Below are 18,764 nucleotides of genomic sequence, written 5' to 3'. Positions count from 1 at the left end.
TCAACGCAAACCAAAGGTATCGGGCAGATCCTTGACGAAGTCAGCTTCCTCTCCACTGTACATTTTTGAAATGTCATCAAAAGATTTAATAAGGTTCACTTTTTCGTCATTGCTGAGCAGGTCAAGATCGGCGGCAATGCTTTCCATCATCTCAACTGCAGCATCGGGATTTAGGGTATCTTCATCATTAAATTCCAGGAAAATAGCGAAATCAGCGATAATCTTTACTAATTGATTTGGATTACTCATGGACAATTTTAACCTCTATGTTTTTAATTCCGAGCTCATCAAACATCTTTTGAGCGCGGTTTGCCTGTGTCTGATTTGGCACTTCCCAGCGTCCAGTCATGCCGTTGTTTTGGAGTGCTTCCGATTGTCTTAGCGCCTGGTTTTTCGCTTTTGCCGTTGTCACGACCGAAATTTTACGATCAATCATGATATTACCCTCCACTCCATCAAAACGAACAGGACGAGTAACTCCTTTATCATCAATGCGATCGATAGCGGGTGCTTGCCCTTTTTTGGTTTCAATATTGGAACGAGCGCCGGAGGCAGAGTCATTGTAATCTCTGGCTCTATTACTCATACGTGCATTTTCGTCCACCCATTTAATGTTGATCTCATGGCTGGCTTCATTGATGAACTTAGATGCCGCCTCCAGATCGCCCGCTTTAAGCGCTTTCTCCGCGCCTTTTATCGCCTTTCCGGCAACATCACCGGCACCGGGTATAACCCCGATAGCTGCAGCCAGATAATCAAGCGCACTGTGCGCTTCCGCAAAGCTCTTAATGTCACCCACGACCGGGACAAAATCTACGCCAAACAACGCCATCTCTTTCAGCGCTTCCCGACGCTCGGTGTACATTTTAACCGAGCAGGCTTCGGCGCTCATCCCGCCACAGTTTTCGCGCTTATAGCGTTCATTTTCGGCCTTCACCTGCTCTTCGGCCACCTGCGCGGTGGTTTTACCCTGCTGCAGTGCCGCGGCGATGTCGCCAACGGTGTTATTCTCAACCGTCGTTTTACCCGCCTGCGCCCCCGCCACAGCAGAAGCAGAGCTGTCGCCCACCAGCCCGCCAGAAAGACCCGCCGCCAGCGTCGCCAGCGCAGAAACCGTCTGTTTCTGCGTTTCATCCAGCTTATCGGCAGATTTGCCGTACATCTCGAGGGCGATCATCCCCACCAGTTCGCCTGTGGCGGCACCGGCGGCACCCGCCAGCGCGTTTTGCCCCTGAGCGGCGGCCAGCGCAGCGTTGACCACCGCGTGGGCGGCAACTTTGCCCTCGTCGCTCAACCCACTGCGGTGCCCAATGACATCAGCCAGGTACGGTGCGGCACCGCCCGCGAGTGCCGCGCTGAGATCGCTCCCGGCCAGCCCCTGAACCGCCGCTGTCGCCGCCTGAATTGCCTGCTGATACTGCCCGCCGGTACCAAAGCCGGAGGCGCTGAGCGCGTCGTTGTAGGCCGTCTGGTAGATCTGGCCGTTAATGTCTTCAAGGGTCGCGGTTTTGCCCGGGTTGGCTTTTTCCCACGCGGCTTTCGCCTCCTGCAGATCCTGCGCGTTGACGTTTTTCAGCTTCTCTTTCGCCGCGTTGGTGGCGCGGATGCTGCCCTCGGTGCGGGCAATATCCGCCACCTGATTACCAATCTCGCCGATCAGCTGCGCCTGCTGGAGTCGCTCCTGCTCTTTCTCCTTATCGAAGATAGGGGAGAGCGTCTGGTTGGCGTGCTCCACGTCGCGGCTGAGCTGGTTGACATCCTGGACCTGACGATCCTGGTCGCGGACGATCAGCGTACCGTCCGATACCGCGGCGTGCGTGGTGCTGCTGTCATGCCCGTCGCGGTTCGCGCCCACCAGCAGGCCGTTGGCCATGTTGCCGGCAAACTGGCTGCCGATGCTGCCCCCGGTGCTCATCCCCACGCTCTGGTGTTCCACTTCGAAATCGGCGCGGTTTTCAATATCGCTAAAGCCGATGGTGCCGGTATCGAGACGGTTTTTATCGGCGGTCGCCGTCGAGCCAATCACCGCCCCGTTGAGCTGGGTATGTTCGCCCACGGTGACGTCGTAGCCGCCTTTGCCGGCGAAGATCCCGGTCTGCTCCACCACTGAGTCGTAGTTGCTGTGCATCTTATCGCGGCTGAGGTTGACGCTGGCCGAGCCGGTCATGGAGCCGATGCTGAAGCTCCCGCCCGCGCTGGCGTTCTGCTGCTTCGAGTCGTAACGATCGCTGTCCTGCTCGGAGGTGAGGGTCAGGTTGCGGCCAATGTCCGCTTTCACGGTTTCGCCGCTCACCTGCGCCCCGGTCAGGGTGGCGTCACGTCCGGTCAGGATATTCACCTGGCGGCCCGCGTCCACGGTGGTCTCGCTGTGGGTGGTGCCGTTGCCGCTCTCGTTGCCCTTGCCCCGGTTGACGCTGGCGGAGATGTTGAGGCCAAAGCCGCCGGAGCCGACGCCGATCCCAACCCCGACGCTGCCGCCCTTGCTCTCGTTTTTACCGTCCAGCAGCTGGGTGTTTTGCGCCGAGCGCAGGTAGAGATCGCGATTGGCGGCGAGAGTCAGGTCGTTGCCTGCTCTGAGCTGGCTGCCTTCCACGGTCAGATCCCCGTCCGCGCCGCGCGCGCCGCTGCCGGTGGCGATCACGCTGAGATCGCGCCCGGCGTTGAGGGTGCTGCCCTGGGCGGTGTTCTGCTCGCTGTACTGGGTCGATTTCGACGACTGGCTGCCGTAAGAGAGACTAATGCCTACGGTATTGGTGTTAGAGGCATCCCCGCCCAGAGCCTGATCCATCCGTCCGGCCTGGGCGGCCTGCACCCCGGAGAGTGCGGCCTTCACGCCCTGCAGCGCCTGCAGGCGGCTGCTGCCGGAGGATTTCGCCTGCTGGGAGGCCTCGACGGCGCTGTTGAGCGCGCTGCCGACGGTGCCGGAGAGCGCCAGGGTCAGCCCGGAGGTTTTCTGCTCCACCTCGTGGGTCTGCTGGCTGCGGTTATTCACCGCCGTGATGTCGACGTTTTTACCCGTCAGGGTCATATCCTGACCGGCCACCAGATCTGAGCCGCTCACCGTCAGGCGATCTCCCGCCCGCAGGGTCAGGTCGCCGTTGACGCTGCCCACCGTGCTGCCCGCCTGGGTGGCGTCCGCGCCGGTGTCGGTGGTTTTGATGCTCTGGGTGCCGACGCTAAAGCCGATTCCGCCCGAGCTCAGTAGGCCCGATTTTTTCTCCTGCTTCTGATGCAGTTCGCTATTGCGCTCGCCCTGGGTCTCCACGGTGAGGTTGTTGCCTGCCAGCAGGGAGACGTCCCCGGTGCCCGCCACGTTGCTGCCGCGTACGGTAAGATCGTTTCCGGCGGTGAGGTTAACGGTGTTGCCGTTCAGCTCACTGCTCTGCACCGTCTGACGGTCAATCTGATCGCGGGTGGTGGTGGTGGTTTTCGACAGGAAGCCGTTACCGCCCACCACTTTATGCCGTTCGTCCAGATCCTGGGTATTCTCACCCGCCGTCAGGGTCAGGTTATTCCCGGCGCTGACGTTCAGCGCCTCTCCGGCGGAGAGGGCGGCGGCGCGGGCGTTGAGATCGTTCCCGGCGGCCAGGGTGACGTCGCCTATGCCGGTCACTTCGCTGCCAACGGTTTGGGTCTGGCCCTGCTTCAGGCTGTTGTCACCATCCCACACCAGGTTATCGCGGCTGGCGGTTTCCACCGTATTGAGGGTCATATCCCGCCCGGCCACCAGCTGCGCTTTGCCATTCTCGCCGCTGGCGATCACCTGCGCCCCGGTCAGGGTGATATCCCGCCCGGACTGCAGCGCCAGCTTACCGTCGTCGCCCTGCACGTAAATGCCGGAGACGCTGTTGATGGTGGTGCGGGCAAAGCTGTTCTCGCCGTTAACGCTGTCGGCACTGAGGGTGGTGCTGGTGAGATTGATGTCGCGTCCGGCGCTGGCCAGCACGCTGCTGTCGCCCACGATGGCACCGCCCATGTTGTTGATATCGGTGCGGGCGTTCAGATTAACGTCCGCACCCTGAATGGTGCCGGTCTGGTTGGTGATGTTGTCGGCGTCCAGTTGCAGCACTTTGCGCCCGGCAATCGTCCCGCGGTTAAACAGGTCGCCGTTAAGCTTGATGGAGACATTATTCCCGGCAATCAGCGCCCCTGAGCCGTCGATATCGCCCTGTTTCACTTTGGCGTAGACCTGCGGGACCAGCACGTTCTCGGTTGAGCCGTCCGGCATCTTCACCCGGGTGTTGACCAGCCAGACGATATCCCCGGTCAGGAGCGCCATCTGCTCTGGCGTCAGCGCCACACCGATCTTCAGATCGTACTGCTTGCCGAAGGTAATGCCGCGATCCATCAGCGCCTTGTACTGCTCTTCGTCGTTGTTGTAGCCGTCGAGATAGCGCTGGCCGGTAATGCCAATCACCTGCTCGCGGATCAGGCGCTGCTCGTAGTAGCCATCCCCCAGCCGTTTCTGGGTGTTGTCGCCATTGGCGGTAAAGGCGTCCTGCATATAGTCGCTGCCGAGCCACTGGCGCTCGTTGGTAAAGCGCGGATCGGTCTCCACCAGGTACGGCACGTCTGACGACGGGTTCACCTTGAACAGGCTGTTGTCCGGCAGGGTGGTATTCGGCCCGATAATGCGGATCGCGCCGTCGGCCGGGGTCACTTCAAACTGCTGCCCGGCAGGCGGGGTCACCGGCTCGCCCGGGGAGACGGTCTGCTGCGGCGCGGGTTTCACCCCCGCGGCCTGCCCAATCGCCACGTCGGTTCCCTGCAACACCAGCGGAGTGATGCTGAGGTTACTGCCCTCGACGCTGCCGTTGCTGATCAGTTGGCCCGGTTTCAGGGCGATATCCTGAATGGTGGTTGGCGGGGTGTACGCCGTGCGATCGCGCCCCTGCTCGTCGTCGCCTTTGTGGCGAATACGGTAGTAGTGGGTGACGGTGCCCTCATCGGTGGTGTAACGCTTGCCGGGCACGTCCTCGTTCTGCACGCTGCCCATCTGGTCAATCGCCAGCGTGCCGCCTGCGATCACCTGGCTCTTGTCGTTAAACAGCTTGTCGCCGGTCATGAGCAGGTTGCCACCCGCGAGGATCTTCGCCGGGTCGCTCTCTTTGATGCGGGTTTCGTCAATGGTACGGGTGTAGTCGTACTGGTTGAAATTATCGTTGCCGTGGCCGGAACGCTCCGGGGTGTTGAGGTTTTTCAGGCCGTCGGAGGAGTTGTCATCCACCCAGACACCTTGCTCTGTCGAACTCCAGCGGTTGGTTGATCCGGTGTGCTGATAGTCGGTGAGATCGTCCTGCGACACCCGCACCACTTCGGTGGAGAAGTGGTCGTTGATGTTGTTGATCTGCCCGGCAGCAATCGCCATATCCCCGGCGGATTCAATGGTGGAGCTGTGGTTATTGATGGTGCCCGCGCGACCGGTGACGGCGCCGCTGTCGTCCAGCGCCCCGCCAATGGTCATGCTGCCTGCGCTGTAGATCAGGCCATGGTCGGCGTTGTTCAGGGTCTGCACGCCGAGGTTCACGCGCTCGCGTCCGGCCAGCGTCGCCGCGGTGCCGTTTTCCGCAAGGTTGTTGAAGGTATTCACATTGACCCCCACCGCATCGCCGTAGATCCGCCCGGTGCCGATGTTGGTCAGGGTATTGGCGTTAATGCGGGTGACAATCCCGTCGATCAGGCCGGTATTGCGTACCGTGCCGCTGGCGGTCAGGGTGGTGCTACCGGCGTTGATTTCGCCGCTGGCGAGGTTGGTCAGGTTGGCGCTCTGCACATCGAGGGCGCTGCCCGCCATCAGCTGGCCGCTGTTGGTGAGATCGCCGTCGGTGGTGAAGGTCAGGTTGCCGTTGGCGATGGTGGTGCCGGTGTTGTTCACGCCGCTGGTGCTGTGGAGATCCATATCCCCCAGCGACAGCAGCTGGCCGCTGGCATCGAGGGACGCCGCATCCACACTCAGCGCTTTACCCGCTTTCAGGGTGCCGCCCGCATTCAGCAGGTTCAGCCCGTTACCGCTAAGATCCAGCGTTTCGCCCGAGGCCAGCACCCCGGCGCTGTTGTTCAGCACGCCGCTGTTATCCATGCTCAGGGTGTTATTCGCCAGGATGCTGCCGCGCTGGTTGTCCAGGCTGTCGGTATTGAGCGCCAGACTCTGGCCTTCGAGGCCCTGGTTTTCCCTGAGGGTATTCTGGTTAGCAAAGTGCAGGGCAGTCAGGGTCACGCTTTTACCGCTGCGGATCAGCCCCGAGACGTTATCCACGGTGCCCCGGGCGCTGTCGAGGAGCAGATCGCCCACCGACTGGATCTGCCCGCCGCCGTTTTGCAGGTTAGTGGTGTGCAGGGCGGTATCGGCCTCGCCAATGATGCGTCCGCCGCTGCGGTTATCAAGATCCGTGGCCGCCACATCCGCCGCGCCGCTGGCGGCCAGAGTGCCTGCCTGGTTATTAATGCGTTCTGCCGAGAGGTTCAGGGCACCCAGGCTGTTGAGGGTACCTGAGCTGTTATCGACCGCGCCGGAGGTGAGGTTAACCCCGTCGCCCTGCAGCACGCCGTTATTATTGATGAGCTGCGTGGTGGTGAGGGACAGGCTCTCAGTCGCCGCCAGCTGCCCGGCGGTATTGTTCAGCGTGTCGCCGCTGAAGGCGAGGCTATCCCCGGAGAAGGTGGTGCCGTGGCTGTTATCCAGCAGGCCGCCGCTCAGGGTCATGGCCCCGACCGATTTCAGCGCGCCGCTGTTATTGGTGAGCGTGTCGAATCCGGCGGTTAACGTCCGGTTTGCGCCAATCTGGCCGTCGCTGTTGTCGATGGCACCCGCGCTCAGATTAAAATCGCCGTCGCTCGCGAGGAAGCCGCTCTGGTTGTTCAGCGCGCCGCTCTCGAGGTTCAGGGAACCCTGAGAGAGCAGGGAGCCGGAACGGTTATCAAATTCATTCAGGGCCAGGGTTGCGCCGTCTGCGACAATCACCCCCTGCTGGTTGTCGAGGCGCCCGGCGTTGATGCGCTGGGTTTTCGCCGCCTCGATACGCCCTTTGGCGTTATTCACCGCCTGCTGGCTTTGGATCTCGCCGTCGCCCGCAGCCGCAGAGATCAGCCCCTGCTGGTTGTTGAGGGTTCCGGCGTCCAGTCGGGTGTTGCCCGCCACCGCCACGATCTGCCCTGCGGTGTTGTCGATGGCCGCCGCTTTAAGCTGCACGCCGTTGGCTGCGCCAATCTGCCCCTGACGGTTATCGAGCTTGCCCGGCAGATCCACTGCCAGCGCGCTGCCGCCGCTGTGAACGATTTTGCCTTGCTGGTTGCTGAGGTCGTGGGCGCTGAGGTTAATCGTCTCCGCGCTCAGCGCGCCCCCGGCGTTGTTAAGCATCTTACCGCTGCGGACGGTCAGTTCACTGGCGTTGACCCTGGCGCTGGCGGTGCTCACATCCTCCGCGCCGCCGTCCAGCAGAACACGTTTAGCCTGGGTCTGGCTGCCGCTGACGTCCACGCCCTGGCCGCGGGCGCTGAGATTACCGCCCGCGAGGTTTTGGCCGTGGGTGGTTAACTGGCCGCTGGTGCTGAGTTCCAGATCGCCTGCGTCGGCGAGCTTGCCGTCACTTTTGACCCCGGCGGCCAGCACGCTGTTGGTGCTGCTGGTCAGGCTGGCGGCGTTCGCACGGACGTTATTGGCAGCGGTGATCACCCCGCTGTTGTTAAGTTCGCTGGCGGTTTGCAGGCTGGCAGCGTCGCCCGCGCGCACGGTGCCGCTGTTCTCGATGCGCCCGTCGGCAGAGATGGTTACGCTGCCCGCCTGGGCACCGATGGCCCCGGCGTTACGCACCCCGACGCCGGTCTCGGTGCCAACCATGCGGATCTTGCCTGCGTACATGCCGCCGAGGCTGGCCACGTCTACCGCCAGCTGCGGGCGGGTGGCAGGATCGTCACTGCCTTTTTCGATCGCCTCGTGGGCGGCATCCACCTTGTTGCGTCCGGTGGTGACTTTCAGATCGTTAGCCCAAAGCCCGGCGTTAACCTTCACCGAGCGGGCGATGATGTCGGTGTAATCCGCGCCGGAGGTGTCCATCCCCGCGCCTTCAACCACCACCTCGCCGCGCTCGACGTTAAACCCGGTCAGCGCGCCATCTTTCATCTGCGGTTGGCCGGTGGTGAGGGTGGCGCGGTTGGCGTTGATAAAGCCGCAGCCGCTACAGGTGATGCCCGACGGGTTAGCGATCACCACCTGGGCTTTTTTACCTGCCACTTCGATCATGCCGTTCAGCTTGCTCGGATCGCGGGAGCTGACCTCGTTGAGGATCACTTTGGCTTCGCCTTTCGCCAGCCACGGGTTGCCCGCCACCATGCCGCCCAAATTGGTCTGCACATTTTTGTGCGAGTTGTTGAGGATCGCCCCTTTGCTGTCGACGTCGAACTGGGTGTAGTTGTTGCGTGACACCCCGGCCGCGGACGGGGTCTGGATATTGACCTGCGGCGTGCCGTTGGCGCTGTTGACCACCGTCGGCTGCTGGTTTTTCGGCGCACCGGCGTCTGCCACGATGGTGGCCTGCGCCGTCTGCACGGCCCCCATCGCCAGCCACAGGCTAAAGCTGATGGCGCTCACCTTGCCGATAAGCTGGCTGTGGGTATGACCGATGCCGGAAGAACGGGACGAACCGGCGCAGCCGGAGCGGGCGATATCCGCCACCACCATCAGCATGCCGCGCGCTTTGTTGAAGACAATTCGGTACAGGTTCTTATTCATGGTTCGTTCCTTTAAACGCTTCCGGCAGGCTTACTGCGAGCGGGTGATTCTGTTGCCACTCTCTGGCGTGTTGACGGCTGACGTGGCTGCCGTGGAACAGCATCACGCGCTTGCCACGCTCTGCGCCGCGGTGATACAGCGCGCGGCAGACGTGGTCGGGGAAGATATCGCGGCGCATCAGGTCGTACATCGCGGGGGTGTGGCCGAAGGGGGCGATCCAGTCGCAGAACCAGATCCGATCTCCGCTGTCCCAGTCCGCCTCCTGCATCTCAATGGACGGGCGGGTGAGGTAGCGGGCTTCCGCCTCCTCATTCAGCCAGGCCCAGCTGAGGAAAAAGACCGGGCGGTCGTTCTCGATAACCAGCACGTACTGACGGCGCTTAATGATCGGCAGCAGCAGGGTGGGCAGGGCGTGCAGGGGGGCATCCCGGTGCATCGGGGAGTGCATCCACAGCCAGACGGTGGCCCCCAGCACTTCGGCCTCGCTCTCTTCCCCGCCGAGGATCAGCGGGGCTTTAATCTCCAGATTTCCGACGCGCATCACCAGCTCCAGTTGAGGTTAAAGCCGAGCGTGAGATCGCTGGTTTCAAAGCCGTCCGGCTTCGAGAACGGCGTCCCGGCGAACAGGTCGTAGCCGGTGTTAAAGGCGTTGCCGCGCAGGCCCGCCACGCCGCCTGCCAGGTGTTTACCCACCTGCAGATCCGAACTGTAACCGCCCACTTCGCCGTAATCGGCACCCAGATAGAACTCCTGGTTCGGCAGCGGGGTGCGCCAGGCCAGATCGTTGCGCACGTACCAGCCGTGGCTGGCGCTCAGGGTGCGCTCGCCGTCAAAGCCGCGCACCGTCCAGCGGTTGCCGATGGCAAACTGATCCTGCGGCGTCAGCGGCGTATTGCTGATCTGGCGCAGGTACTGCACGTTGTAGCGGAAGTTCTGCGTGCCGATGGCAAACGGCAGATCGAGTCCGGCGCTGAGCTGGGTAATTTTGCTCAGGGCGGTGGCATCGCCCCAGTACTCCTCCGGCGCAGGCTGCGCCCCGAACCAGCGGGTGCCGCGCTGATAGCTGATGCCCGCATCCAGCGTCGCCTGGCCGATGTAGTGGCGATGATCCAGCCCGATGCGCCAGCCCGCGGTCTGCCGGCGCTGAACGCCCACTTCCGTATCGTCGATATAGTTGCGGGTCTCCCGCGCCAGCACGTCGTAAGAGAAGGTGGTCTTCTGCGAGCCGCTGCGGTGCAGCACGCGGCTGAGCTGAATGTCGAGGTTTTTGCTCTTACCGCTGTAGCGATAATCCTCGTTCAGCCCGGCAACGGTCTGGTGGTAGTCATAGTCGCTGCCGGTGATGCCCAGCATCCAGTAGCCGAAGGGCACCGAGTAGTGGGCGGTATAGTTTTTGCTGCCTTTACCGCCCTTGTCATTCAGATCGTGGCTGGCCGAGACATACAGCAGGTCGCTCAGGGAGAAGGGGTTATCCAGCGACAGAGTGACGCCGCCCTGGTAGCGCCCGGTGGTTTCGGTCCCGGCATCGTCCAGCGACAGGCCGATACGCCACATTTTGCTCTGCTTACGGGTGATCACCACGTCGCTCTCGCCCGGATTCTCTCCCGGCAGTAGCTCCATGTTGGCCTCGACCGTCGGCAGGCGCTGTAGGTTCTCCAGCCCCTGTTCAATATCGCGCAGATCCAGCAGGTTCCCCTCGTGAGCCGGGAAGGCGCTGTAGAGCTGGATATAATCGTCGCTATCTTCAGTGAGCTTCACATGGCGGATGGTGCCCGGCACGATGGCCAGCTTCAGGGTGCCACTCTTCAGATCCTGCGACGGAGCCAGCACGCGGGTGGTGATCCAGCCGTGGTCGACGATGCGGTTCTGCATCGTGCTCATCAGCAGGTTAATCCCTTTCCCGCCCAGACAGCGCCCCTGAGCCTGGTCTGCAATACGCTGGAGCGGCAGCCAGTGGGGCAGGGCCTCCTGACCGCTCAGCTCGACGCGGTTAATCGGGAAGCAGGGCTTTTCTGTGGGAAAAGCAATCTTGCCAAAGCCGGATGAGGGCTCGGACAGACGCACGTCGGGAACGGGCGGGGTTAATTGCTGCTCTAATGCTCTCTGGCGCTGCTGCTGAATAATAAATTGATTATCCGGCTCCGCCGCCTTGGCAGGAAACAGTAAAGACAGCCCGGTGGCTGTCGTTATTATTATGGCGATATTGTGTCGGGCGTTCATCGGCGAATCCGTGCTGTGTAAGCAAAAAAGAATACAATGTGAATTTGTGTAAAATTGTTTAAGTATTGGGAGGGGAAGGAAAGGGGGATTAATCCTAAAGCACAGAATTATCCGAGTTTTGGGCTCCTCAATTCTGGTAGGTTTGCGTCTTGAGAGAATATATCGGGGGTTTCACGTGGATGTCAGGAAATATCCACGCGAAACTTAAGTGAAATTGACGGTTATTTCTGGATGCGGTCGACACGCACCACAGGCGGGGTGGATTTCTTATCCAGACTGCCGTTAATGCTGATCATATTATCGGGCTGAACGGTGCGGCCATCAAATACGGCCTGAGGAATAATGGTATCAATAGTGCCGGTTTTATCGCGGAATTTAAATTTATCCCCACCGGAGCCATCAATTAAATTACCCCGCAAGGAGATCGTAGCCCCGTCGTGCATCTCTTTAGCCTGCTCCACGGTCATGATTCTGGCATCTTCCGCGCCACGATAACCATCATCCAGCGCATGTGGCGCCGGAGGGGCAGTATCTTCCTTCAGTCCACCATTATCTTCGGCATACGCCGCCGGGATTAAAAGACAACACAATAAGGGTGCGACAGTTAATTTCATACGGCCTCCTTGGTTTAACTGGCTTGACAGATTAAGCCTGGTTGCTATTTTTTATTTTGCAAACAAGAACAGTCTTAATCAAAATTATCTATAAAAATCATCTGGCTGCATAATATTAATAAGCGAGACGGTGAGGTGATATATGGCGAATGCAAAAGAAAAATCCCCTTCTTTGCCCGGCGTGAAACAAAACCATGCCGCCCTGCAGCTTGAATACAACGCTCACCGCTTCGGTTTTGTACTGTTATTGCTGATTATTGCCGCTGCGCTGTTAGGGCTTTTTTCGGGCGGTTATTTTAGCGACGCAACAAAAACCAACGCCGCCAACAGCGTGCAGGTGGAATATCAGCGTTTTGGCCGACTGCTCTCTCCCGTGGAGTTGAAAATTACCTCGCCGGGTCAGGGTGAGACTCCGCTGACGCTGCGCATTGGCGGAGAATATATGGCGCGAACGCAAACCGATAATATTTGGCCGCAGCCCGATGAAATGCGCAGCGAGGGCGGGGAGCTGGTGCTGGTTTATCAGGCGGCAAAAGCGCGTCAGGATTTTACCGTCTGGCTCTACAGCACCCCGGAACAGCCGGGTAAAACCGTCACTACCGTCACAGTAAATAATCAGCCGGGTCTCTCTTTCTGGCAATTTATCTATCCTTAGGGGTCCCGCATGGAAATGATACTCAGGGCAGTGGCGATTTATCTGATTTTACTGGTGGTGTTTAAAATTGCCGGAAGGCGGGCGCTGCTGCAGATGACCAGCTTTGATTTGATCCTGTTATTAATTATCAGTGAGGCCACCCAGCAGGCGCTGCTGGGTGAGGATTTTTCGGTTACCGGTGCCATGTTAATCATTATTACGCTGGTGGTGATTGATATGCTTTTCGGCGTGGCAAAAAAATATATCTCCGGCGCGGAATCGATGCTCGATGGTTCCCCGGTTATTCTGGTGGTACATGGTGAATTACAGAACGAAAAATTAAAAAAAGTAGATGTCTCCTGCGACGATATATTGGTATCGGCCCGACAAAATCACGGCATATACCAGCTGGAGAAAATTAAATACGCCATCCTTGAACGTAACGGGCATATTTCGATTATTCCCGAAGAGAGTGAATCATGAAAGAAAATATCTGGAACCAGGCCAAAACCACCAAGGAACTCACCAGCCAGGTGTCGACGGTGTTAACTGATTTAGGCTGGCTGCTCACCACGGCGGAGTCCTGCACCGGTGGCAATGTGGCCTCTGCGCTCTGCGCCGAAAAGGATACCGCCTCGTTCTTTGGCACCGGCGTGGTGACCTTCAACAATGAAGCCAAGCACAAGGTGCTGGGGGTGAGTAATGCCACCCTGGAAAAATACACTGCCGTGAGTAGCCAGACGGTAGGGGAGATGGCCGAGGGGGCGCTGAAGCTGGCCGATGCGGATGTCAGCATCGCCATCAGCGGCTACGCCGGGCCGGACGGCGGCGAGGATGGCACCCCGGCGGGTACCGTCTGGTTTGGCTGGTGCTTCCGCGGCGAGGTAACTACCGCTGTGCAGCACTTCACCGGCGAGTGTGAAGATGTGATTGAGAAAGCGGTTCGCTACGCGCTTTCTGAACTGTTGCGGCAGATCCCGCACTGGAAAAAGCAGTTGCACTAAGGAGAGGCTATGAGTGTGGTGGTGATTACCGGCGCTACGGCTGGGGTAGGCAAAGCCACGGCGCTGCGTTTTGCAGCGGCGGGCTACGATGTGGGGCTGATTGCCCGGGATAACCACAGCCTGGAAGCCACGCGGGCGGAGGTGGCGAACTACGGCGTCAACTGTCATGCGGTGAGCGTGGACGTGGTGGATGCCGAGGCGCTGAGCCAGGCGGCCCGGACGCTGGTCGATCGGCTGGGCGCTATCGACGTGTGGATAAACAACGCCATGTGCACCACCCTGGCGCCATTTTACAGCATGACCGACGATGAATTTCGTCGGGTGACGGAGGTGACCTATCTGGGCTGCGTCAACGGCACGCGGGCCGCTATGGAGCATATGATACCGCGCGACAGCGGGGTGATTATTCAGGTTGGTTCCGCGCTGGCCTACCGCTCCATTCCACTGCAGTCGGCCTATTGCGGCGCCAAGGCGGCGATCCGTGGTTTTACCGACGCGCTGCGAACCGAGCTGATGCATGAGCGCAGCGGCGTGCATCTGGCGATGGTACAGATGCCGGGTCTCAACACGCCGCAGTTTGACTGGGCGCGGAATAAGTTCGCCTACAGTATGCGTCCGGTGGCACCGGTGTTTCAGCCGGAGGTCGCCGCCGAGGCGATCTACGGCGTGGCGCAGAAGCCGGTGCGCGAGCTGTGGGTCGGGCGCAGCACCATCGGGGCGATTGTCGGCCAGTTCCTGTTCCCCGGTTTTCTCGACCGGATGATGGTGAAAAAGGCCTGGGAAGGGCAGATGGAGGAGGAGCTCAACCCGCCCGATCGGCGGGATAACCTGACCAACCCGGTCGGCGGCGAGCACCGGGTGCACGGCCATTTTACCCCGGAGGCCAAATCCCGCGCCGCGGCGATCACCTCCGGCGTACCGGGCAAAGCCCTGCTGGGCACCGCCGCGCTGGCCGGACTGCTGTTAATTGGGAAGTGTCTCACCCGGCGGAAATAGCAAACAGGCCGGGTGCGGCAACGCCCGGCGGCGCTGCGCTTGCCGGGCCTACGGATCTTGCATGCTGCGGGATTTTGTAGGCCGGGTAAGCGTCAGCGCCACCCGGATTAGTGGTAGCCCTCGGTATCCGTCACCTTGCCGCGAAACACGTAGTAGCTCCAGGCGGTATAAACCAGAATCAACGGGATGATCAGCAGCGTGCCTACCAGCATAAACAGCTGGCTGGACGGCGGGGCGGCCGCGTCCCAGATGGTGATGCGGGGCGGGATAATGTTGGGCCACAGGCTGATGCCCAGCCCGCTAAAGCCGAGGAAAATCAGCCCGAGCGTCAGCAGGAAAGGCCGGGCGTGGCTGTGCGGGTTGCGGGTGAGCCGCCAGATCCATACCCCGAATACCGCCACCAGTACCGGCACCGGCATGAAGTAAAAGAAGTTCGGCAGCGAGAACCAGCGATCCGCCACATACTGCCAGCCAAAGGGCGTCCAGACGCTCACCACCGCTACGACCACCAGCAGCGCCAGCAGCACATGACGGGTCAGCTCCCGCATATGACGCTGCAACGCCCCTTCGCTTTTCATGATTAGCCAGGTCGTGCCCAGCAGGGTATAGGCCACCATCAGCCCCAGCCCGCAGAAGAGATTGAACGGGGTCAGCCAGTCAAGGGCAGAACCGGCAAAGCGGCGGCCCTCGACGTCGAAACCGTTAATCATCGCCCCGACCACAATCCCCTGGCTGAAGGTCGCCAGCAGCGAACCGCCCGCGAAGGAGTAGTCCCAGAATTTGCGGTGCGAGGGCGTGGCCTTAAAGCGAAACTCAAAGGCCACGCCGCGGAAGATCAGCCCGATCAGCATGGCGGTAAGCGGGATCGTCAGGGCGTCGATGATCACCGCATAGGCCAGCGGGAAGGCGCCAAACAGCCCCGCGCCCCCCAGCACCAGCCAGGTTTCGTTTCCGTCCCAGACCGGGGCGACGCTGTTGACCATCACGTCACGCGCCTGCGGGTCACGCTCAAAACAGAAGAGCATGCCGATACCCAAATCGAAACCATCCATGATGATGTACATCAGGGTGGCGAAGACGATGATAGCAAACCAGATCACTGAGATATCGACGCCCATTATGATTTCTCCTCTTCCGGTACCGGTTCCGCCGCTGAGAGCGGACGCGCAGGTCTGCCGTCAGTATTCACCGAGAGATTGTCGGTAGGCTGCGGTCCCTTCTTAATCAATCGCACCAGATAGACAAACCCCACGCCAAACACCGAGCAGTAGACAACGATAAACGCCAGCAGGCTGATGCTCATCTGCAGGGTGCTGTGCAACGACACCGCGTCAATGGTGCGCAGATAGCCATACACCACCCACGGCTGGCGCCCCACTTCGGTAGTGATCCAGCCAGCAAGGATCGCCACCACGCCGGCCGGCCCCATGCTCAGGGCAAACCAGTGGAACGGACGGGAGTGATACAGTCGGTGGCGGTGACGCAGCCACAGACTCACCACGCCCATCAGGATCATCAGCATCCCGAGGCCGACCATCACGCGGAATGACCAGAAGACGATCAGCGAGTTGGGTCGCTCATCTTTCGGGAAGTCTTTCAGGGCCGGAACCTGCTTATCCAGGCTGTGGGTGAGGATCAGGCTGCCAAGCGCCGGGATCTCCAGCCCATATTTAGTGCGTTCCTCTTCCATATCCGGGATGCCGAACAGCAGCAGTGGCGTGGCTTCACCCGGTGGATTTTCCCAGTGGCCTTCAATGGCGGCAATTTTTGCCGGTTGATGTTCGAGGGTGTTCAGGCCATGCATATCCCCGACAAAGGCCTGAATCGGCGCAACCAACAGCGCCATCCACAGCGCCATTGAGAACATCTTGCGCACCGCCGGCCTGTCGTTCCCGCGCAGCAGATGCCAGGCTCCCGAGGCACCCACAAACAGGGCGCTACTGAGGAACGCGGCGATGGACATATGGATCAGGCGGTAGGGGAAGGAGGGGTTAAAGATGATGGCGAACCAGTCCTCGGGGATCACCTGGCCGTTCTCGATGCTGAAGCCCTGCGGGGTGTGCATCCAGCTGTTGGAGGCGAGGATCCAGAAGGTGGACATCAGGGTGCCCAGCGCCACCATGCAGGTGGCAAAGAAGTGCAGGCCGGGCCCGACCTTGTTCCAGCCAAACAGCATTACGCCGAGGAATCCCGCTTCGAGGAAGAAGGCGGTCAACACCTCATAGGTGAGCAGCGGGCCGGTGATGCTCCCGGCAAACTGGGAAAAGCCGCTCCAGTTGGTACCGAACTGGTAAGCCATGACCAGGCCGGAGACCACGCCCATCCCGAAGTTAACCGCGAAGATTTTTAACCAGAAGTGATACAGCGAGCGCCAGACGTCATTTTTGGTCTTCAGCCACATGCCCTCAAGCACCACCAGATAGCTGGCGAGGCCGATGGTTAAGGCCGGGAAGATAATGTGAAACGACACTGTGAAGGCGAACTGAAGCCTGGCGAGATGGAACGCATCGAGTTCGAACATCGTACTCTACCCCTGTCAGCGAAATGCCCCGCAAGGAACGGGGCATTGTGGTACAGCATTTTTCTTCGGCGCGGGGTTACGGTTTTTTCTTACCGGCCCCCAGCTCAGCGCCAGTTAGCGGATTGGCTTTCGGATCCGACTCGGAGCGTTTCGCCATCGCTTTCAACAGAGCGGCCTGCTCTTTCGAAAGCGTGACCTGAGCACTACCGTCCCCACCGTCAACGGCAGGTTGCGGATCGGCAACGTACTCGAAGTTTTCGTCGCTGTTCCAGCTGCCGCGAAGATCATCACCTGCAGACATATTGTAGTAGGTGGTGGCGTATTGTTCGATTGGCGGCAATTTCCCCGGTGGGAAATTATTGCGAATCGACTGCAGCGCCTTCTCAAACGAGAGCTGGTGCGCGGCTTCACGGGTCATCAGGAACGCGAGGGCATCTTTCACCCCAGGATCGTCGGTAACGTTGATCAGGCGTTCATAGATGATCTTGGCACGTGCTTCTGCCGCGATGTTCGAGCGCAGGTCGGCTGTGGCCTCACCAATGGTGTCAATATAGGCCGCAGTCCAGGGTACGCCCGCGGAGTTGGTCAGCGGTGGCCCACCCCCGTACAGCAGGGAGGTGATGTGGCTGTCGTTACCGTTTTGCGTCAGGGAGCGGTAGAGTTCCGCTTCGCTTTCGGTGCCTTCTGCCAGTTCGCCTTTGGCACCTTTATTCAGCATACCGACCATTGTGCCGATGATTTCAAGGTGGCTCAGCTCTTCGGTGGCGATATCCATCAGCATCTCTCTACGACCTGGATCGTCATCGCCCAGCCCCTGCGTAAAGTAGCGGCAGGCAGCGGCCAGTTCACCCTGAGGGCCGCCAAATTGTTCGAGCAGCAGGTTCGCGAGGCCAGGATTCGGCTCGGCAACGCGAACGGTGTACTGCAGCTGTTTTACGTGTCTAAACATAGGCTCACTCCTGGGTTATTTTTTCGCTTCCACGCCGTCAGCATCTGAACGCAGGAGGAATTGTTCCGTGGTATCCGGAATGTGCTGGATGAGCCAGTCGGCCATGCGTTGTTCTTCCGCAAGGATAGATTCGATAGCAGGTACTGACGCCACGTCCCCGGCTTTTTTCGCCGCGGCCAGCAGAGAGGTGTAGCAGGCAATTTCAAACTGTTCGAAAACGTAGCCGCTAATAGAACCTTTCACGATCTCATCCGACGCGGCCATACCGCCCATAGACTGGCCGAACGCCATCATTTTGCTCATGGAGTCTTTCAGCATCGAACGGGAAATATCGTTACGATCAAGGATCTCTTCCAGCAGAGTAATCTGGTGTTTTGTTTCAGTTATATGTTGCTCGATGCGAGCGCGTACATCAGGATAATTATCGATGCGGCTGGCCATAGATTCGAGCATAGATTCAGCTTGCTTTTCCATGGCGTGAGCATCGCGTAGCCAGTCATGGTAGTGTTCTACGTGATTCATATTTTCTTCCTCGGGTTCGGTTAATTCCGGCTTACTTTTCTGCTTTCTGATTAATATTACCGACGGCCAGATCGGTGAGTTTAAGATCGGTGGATTTTTCTTCTTCCAGCGTCTCGGCTAATAATTTTACCGCCTGGGTATAGCCTAATTGCTCTGCCAGCGTGGCGAGCGTGCCATAACTGGCAATTTCATAGTGTTCGACTTTCTGCGCCGCGGCGATCAATGCTGCATCGCGCACTTCATTTTTCTCTGTGCTTTCAAGGACTTCATTTGCTTCTTCAATTAAGCCTTCCATTGCAACGCATTTCATTCTTTTCAGTTTAATATTCGGCGTTTTCTCCACGAGCTGATCGATACGTTCAATCTGGCCGTGGGTCTCTTCCAGGTGCGCTTTAAACGCAGCGCTCAGATCCGGGCTGGAGGCTTCGCGGGACAATTTAGCCAGGGCACGGGTCAGCTGTTTTTCAGCACTGTAGGTGTCGGATAGCAAGTGAATAAATACATCTTCTATACTTTTCATATTCATACGCTTTTCTCCAGTGACATAAAAATTCTGCGAGCCCGCGGACCCGCAGA

General features: G+C 59.6%; 14 protein-coding genes. 4 read left to right on the top strand and 10 right to left on the bottom strand.

Annotated elements, in window-relative coordinates:
• From G7090_RS17955 to G7090_RS17935, 5 genes are all read right to left on the bottom strand, one after another.
• Positions 1-249, bottom strand: coding sequence for a hypothetical protein (locus tag G7090_RS17955; protein ID WP_166183555.1), 249 nt, complete (start codon positions 247-249; stop codon positions 1-3).
• Complete coding sequence (locus G7090_RS17950) at positions 242-8,728, bottom strand: hemagglutinin repeat-containing protein (protein WP_166183553.1); 8,487 nt, start codon at positions 8,726-8,728, stop codon at positions 242-244. The genes G7090_RS17955 and G7090_RS17950 overlap by 8 nt, the downstream gene beginning before the upstream one ends.
• Complete coding sequence (locus G7090_RS17945; RefSeq protein ID WP_106994942.1) at positions 8,721-9,269, bottom strand: toxin-activating lysine-acyltransferase; 549 nt, start codon at positions 9,267-9,269, stop codon at positions 8,721-8,723. The genes G7090_RS17950 and G7090_RS17945 overlap by 8 nt, the downstream gene beginning before the upstream one ends.
• A complete protein-coding gene (locus G7090_RS17940; RefSeq protein WP_242685335.1) occupies positions 9,269-10,948 on the bottom strand; it encodes a ShlB/FhaC/HecB family hemolysin secretion/activation protein in 1,680 nt (559 codons plus the stop codon). The genes G7090_RS17945 and G7090_RS17940 overlap by 1 nt, the downstream gene beginning before the upstream one ends.
• Positions 10,949-11,169: 221 nt before the next feature.
• The gene (locus tag G7090_RS17935; protein ID WP_166183551.1) at positions 11,170-11,562 is read right to left on the bottom strand and encodes a YdeI family stress tolerance OB fold protein; all 393 of its coding nucleotides are present in this window, start codon (positions 11,560-11,562) and stop codon (positions 11,170-11,172) included.
• Positions 11,563-11,704: 142 nt separating this feature from the next.
• On the opposite strand from G7090_RS17935, the gene G7090_RS17930 reads away from it, so the two are divergent.
• Genes G7090_RS17930 through G7090_RS17915 form a run of 4 tightly spaced genes read left to right on the top strand, consistent with a single transcriptional unit; the run spans position 11,705 to position 14,196 of the window.
• Complete coding sequence (locus G7090_RS17930) at positions 11,705-12,217, top strand: hypothetical protein (protein WP_166183549.1); 513 nt, start codon at positions 11,705-11,707, stop codon at positions 12,215-12,217.
• A 9-nt stretch (positions 12,218-12,226) separates the two neighbouring features.
• Positions 12,227-12,679 (top strand): DUF421 domain-containing protein, encoded by a 453-nt coding sequence (locus tag G7090_RS17925; protein WP_166183546.1) that lies wholly within the window; start codon positions 12,227-12,229, stop codon positions 12,677-12,679.
• Positions 12,676-13,200, top strand: coding sequence for a 2-oxo-tetronate isomerase (locus G7090_RS17920; protein ID WP_106994947.1), 525 nt, complete (start codon positions 12,676-12,678; stop codon positions 13,198-13,200). Before G7090_RS17925 ends, G7090_RS17920 begins: the two co-directional genes overlap by 4 nt.
• A 9-nt stretch (positions 13,201-13,209) precedes the next feature.
• Positions 13,210-14,196, top strand: a complete 987-nt coding sequence (locus G7090_RS17915) for an SDR family oxidoreductase (RefSeq protein ID WP_166183544.1) — start codon at positions 13,210-13,212, stop codon at positions 14,194-14,196.
• 107 nt (positions 14,197-14,303) lie between these two features.
• Here the strand turns inward: G7090_RS17915 and cydB are convergent, their stop codons facing one another.
• The 5 genes from cydB to G7090_RS17890 form a co-directional block, all read right to left on the bottom strand.
• Positions 14,304-15,314 carry a cytochrome d ubiquinol oxidase subunit II gene (cydB, locus tag G7090_RS17910; RefSeq protein ID WP_166183542.1) on the bottom strand — a complete coding sequence of 337 codons (1,011 nt, stop codon included), beginning with the start codon at positions 15,312-15,314 and terminating at the stop codon, positions 14,304-14,306.
• Positions 15,314-16,717 (bottom strand): cytochrome ubiquinol oxidase subunit I, encoded by a 1,404-nt coding sequence (locus G7090_RS17905; protein WP_166183539.1) that lies wholly within the window; start codon positions 16,715-16,717, stop codon positions 15,314-15,316. The genes cydB and G7090_RS17905 overlap by 1 nt, the downstream gene beginning before the upstream one ends.
• Positions 16,718-16,793: 76 nt before the next feature.
• Complete coding sequence (locus G7090_RS17900) at positions 16,794-17,666, bottom strand: manganese catalase family protein (RefSeq protein ID WP_106994951.1); 873 nt, start codon at positions 17,664-17,666, stop codon at positions 16,794-16,796.
• A 15-nt stretch (positions 17,667-17,681) separates the two neighbouring features.
• Complete coding sequence (locus G7090_RS17895; protein ID WP_106994952.1) at positions 17,682-18,188, bottom strand: ferritin-like domain-containing protein; 507 nt, start codon at positions 18,186-18,188, stop codon at positions 17,682-17,684.
• Positions 18,189-18,219: 31 nt separating this feature from the next.
• The gene (locus G7090_RS17890) at positions 18,220-18,714 is read right to left on the bottom strand and encodes a ferritin-like domain-containing protein (RefSeq protein WP_166183537.1); all 495 of its coding nucleotides are present in this window, start codon (positions 18,712-18,714) and stop codon (positions 18,220-18,222) included.
• Positions 18,715-18,764: the final 50 nt, after the last annotated feature.

The organism is Leclercia sp. 29361 (assembly GCF_011290365.1).
Taxonomy (GTDB): domain Bacteria; phylum Pseudomonadota; class Gammaproteobacteria; order Enterobacterales; family Enterobacteriaceae; genus Enterobacter; species Enterobacter tamurae.
The sequence above is the reverse complement of the archived record's forward strand: the minus strand, read 5'-3'. Positions and strand labels throughout refer to the sequence as shown.

Bases quoted from the DNA above. Each gene is read 5' to 3' on its own strand.
- G7090_RS17955 (WP_166183555.1), bottom strand. From the start codon at position 249: ATGAGTAATCCAAATCAATTAGTAAAGATTATCGCTGATTTCGCTATT.
- G7090_RS17950 (WP_166183553.1), bottom strand. From the start codon at position 8,728: ATGAATAAGAACCTGTACCGAATTGTCTTCAACAAAGCGCGCGGCATG.
- G7090_RS17945 (WP_106994942.1), bottom strand. From the start codon at position 9,269: ATGCGCGTCGGAAATCTGGAGATTAAAGCCCCGCTGATCCTCGGCGGG.
- G7090_RS17940 (WP_242685335.1), bottom strand. From the start codon at position 10,948: ATGAACGCCCGACACAATATCGCCATAATAATAACGACAGCCACCGGG.
- G7090_RS17935 (WP_166183551.1), bottom strand. From the start codon at position 11,562: ATGAAATTAACTGTCGCACCCTTATTGTGTTGTCTTTTAATCCCGGCG.
- G7090_RS17930 (WP_166183549.1), top strand. From the start codon at position 11,705: ATGGCGAATGCAAAAGAAAAATCCCCTTCTTTGCCCGGCGTGAAACAA.
- G7090_RS17925 (WP_166183546.1), top strand. From the start codon at position 12,227: ATGGAAATGATACTCAGGGCAGTGGCGATTTATCTGATTTTACTGGTG.
- G7090_RS17920 (WP_106994947.1), top strand. From the start codon at position 12,676: ATGAAAGAAAATATCTGGAACCAGGCCAAAACCACCAAGGAACTCACC.
- G7090_RS17915 (WP_166183544.1), top strand. From the start codon at position 13,210: ATGAGTGTGGTGGTGATTACCGGCGCTACGGCTGGGGTAGGCAAAGCC.
- cydB (WP_166183542.1), bottom strand. From the start codon at position 15,314: ATGGGCGTCGATATCTCAGTGATCTGGTTTGCTATCATCGTCTTCGCC.
- G7090_RS17905 (WP_166183539.1), bottom strand. From the start codon at position 16,717: ATGTTCGAACTCGATGCGTTCCATCTCGCCAGGCTTCAGTTCGCCTTC.
- G7090_RS17900 (WP_106994951.1), bottom strand. From the start codon at position 17,666: ATGTTTAGACACGTAAAACAGCTGCAGTACACCGTTCGCGTTGCCGAG.
- G7090_RS17895 (WP_106994952.1), bottom strand. From the start codon at position 18,188: ATGAATCACGTAGAACACTACCATGACTGGCTACGCGATGCTCACGCC.
- G7090_RS17890 (WP_166183537.1), bottom strand. From the start codon at position 18,714: ATGAATATGAAAAGTATAGAAGATGTATTTATTCACTTGCTATCCGAC.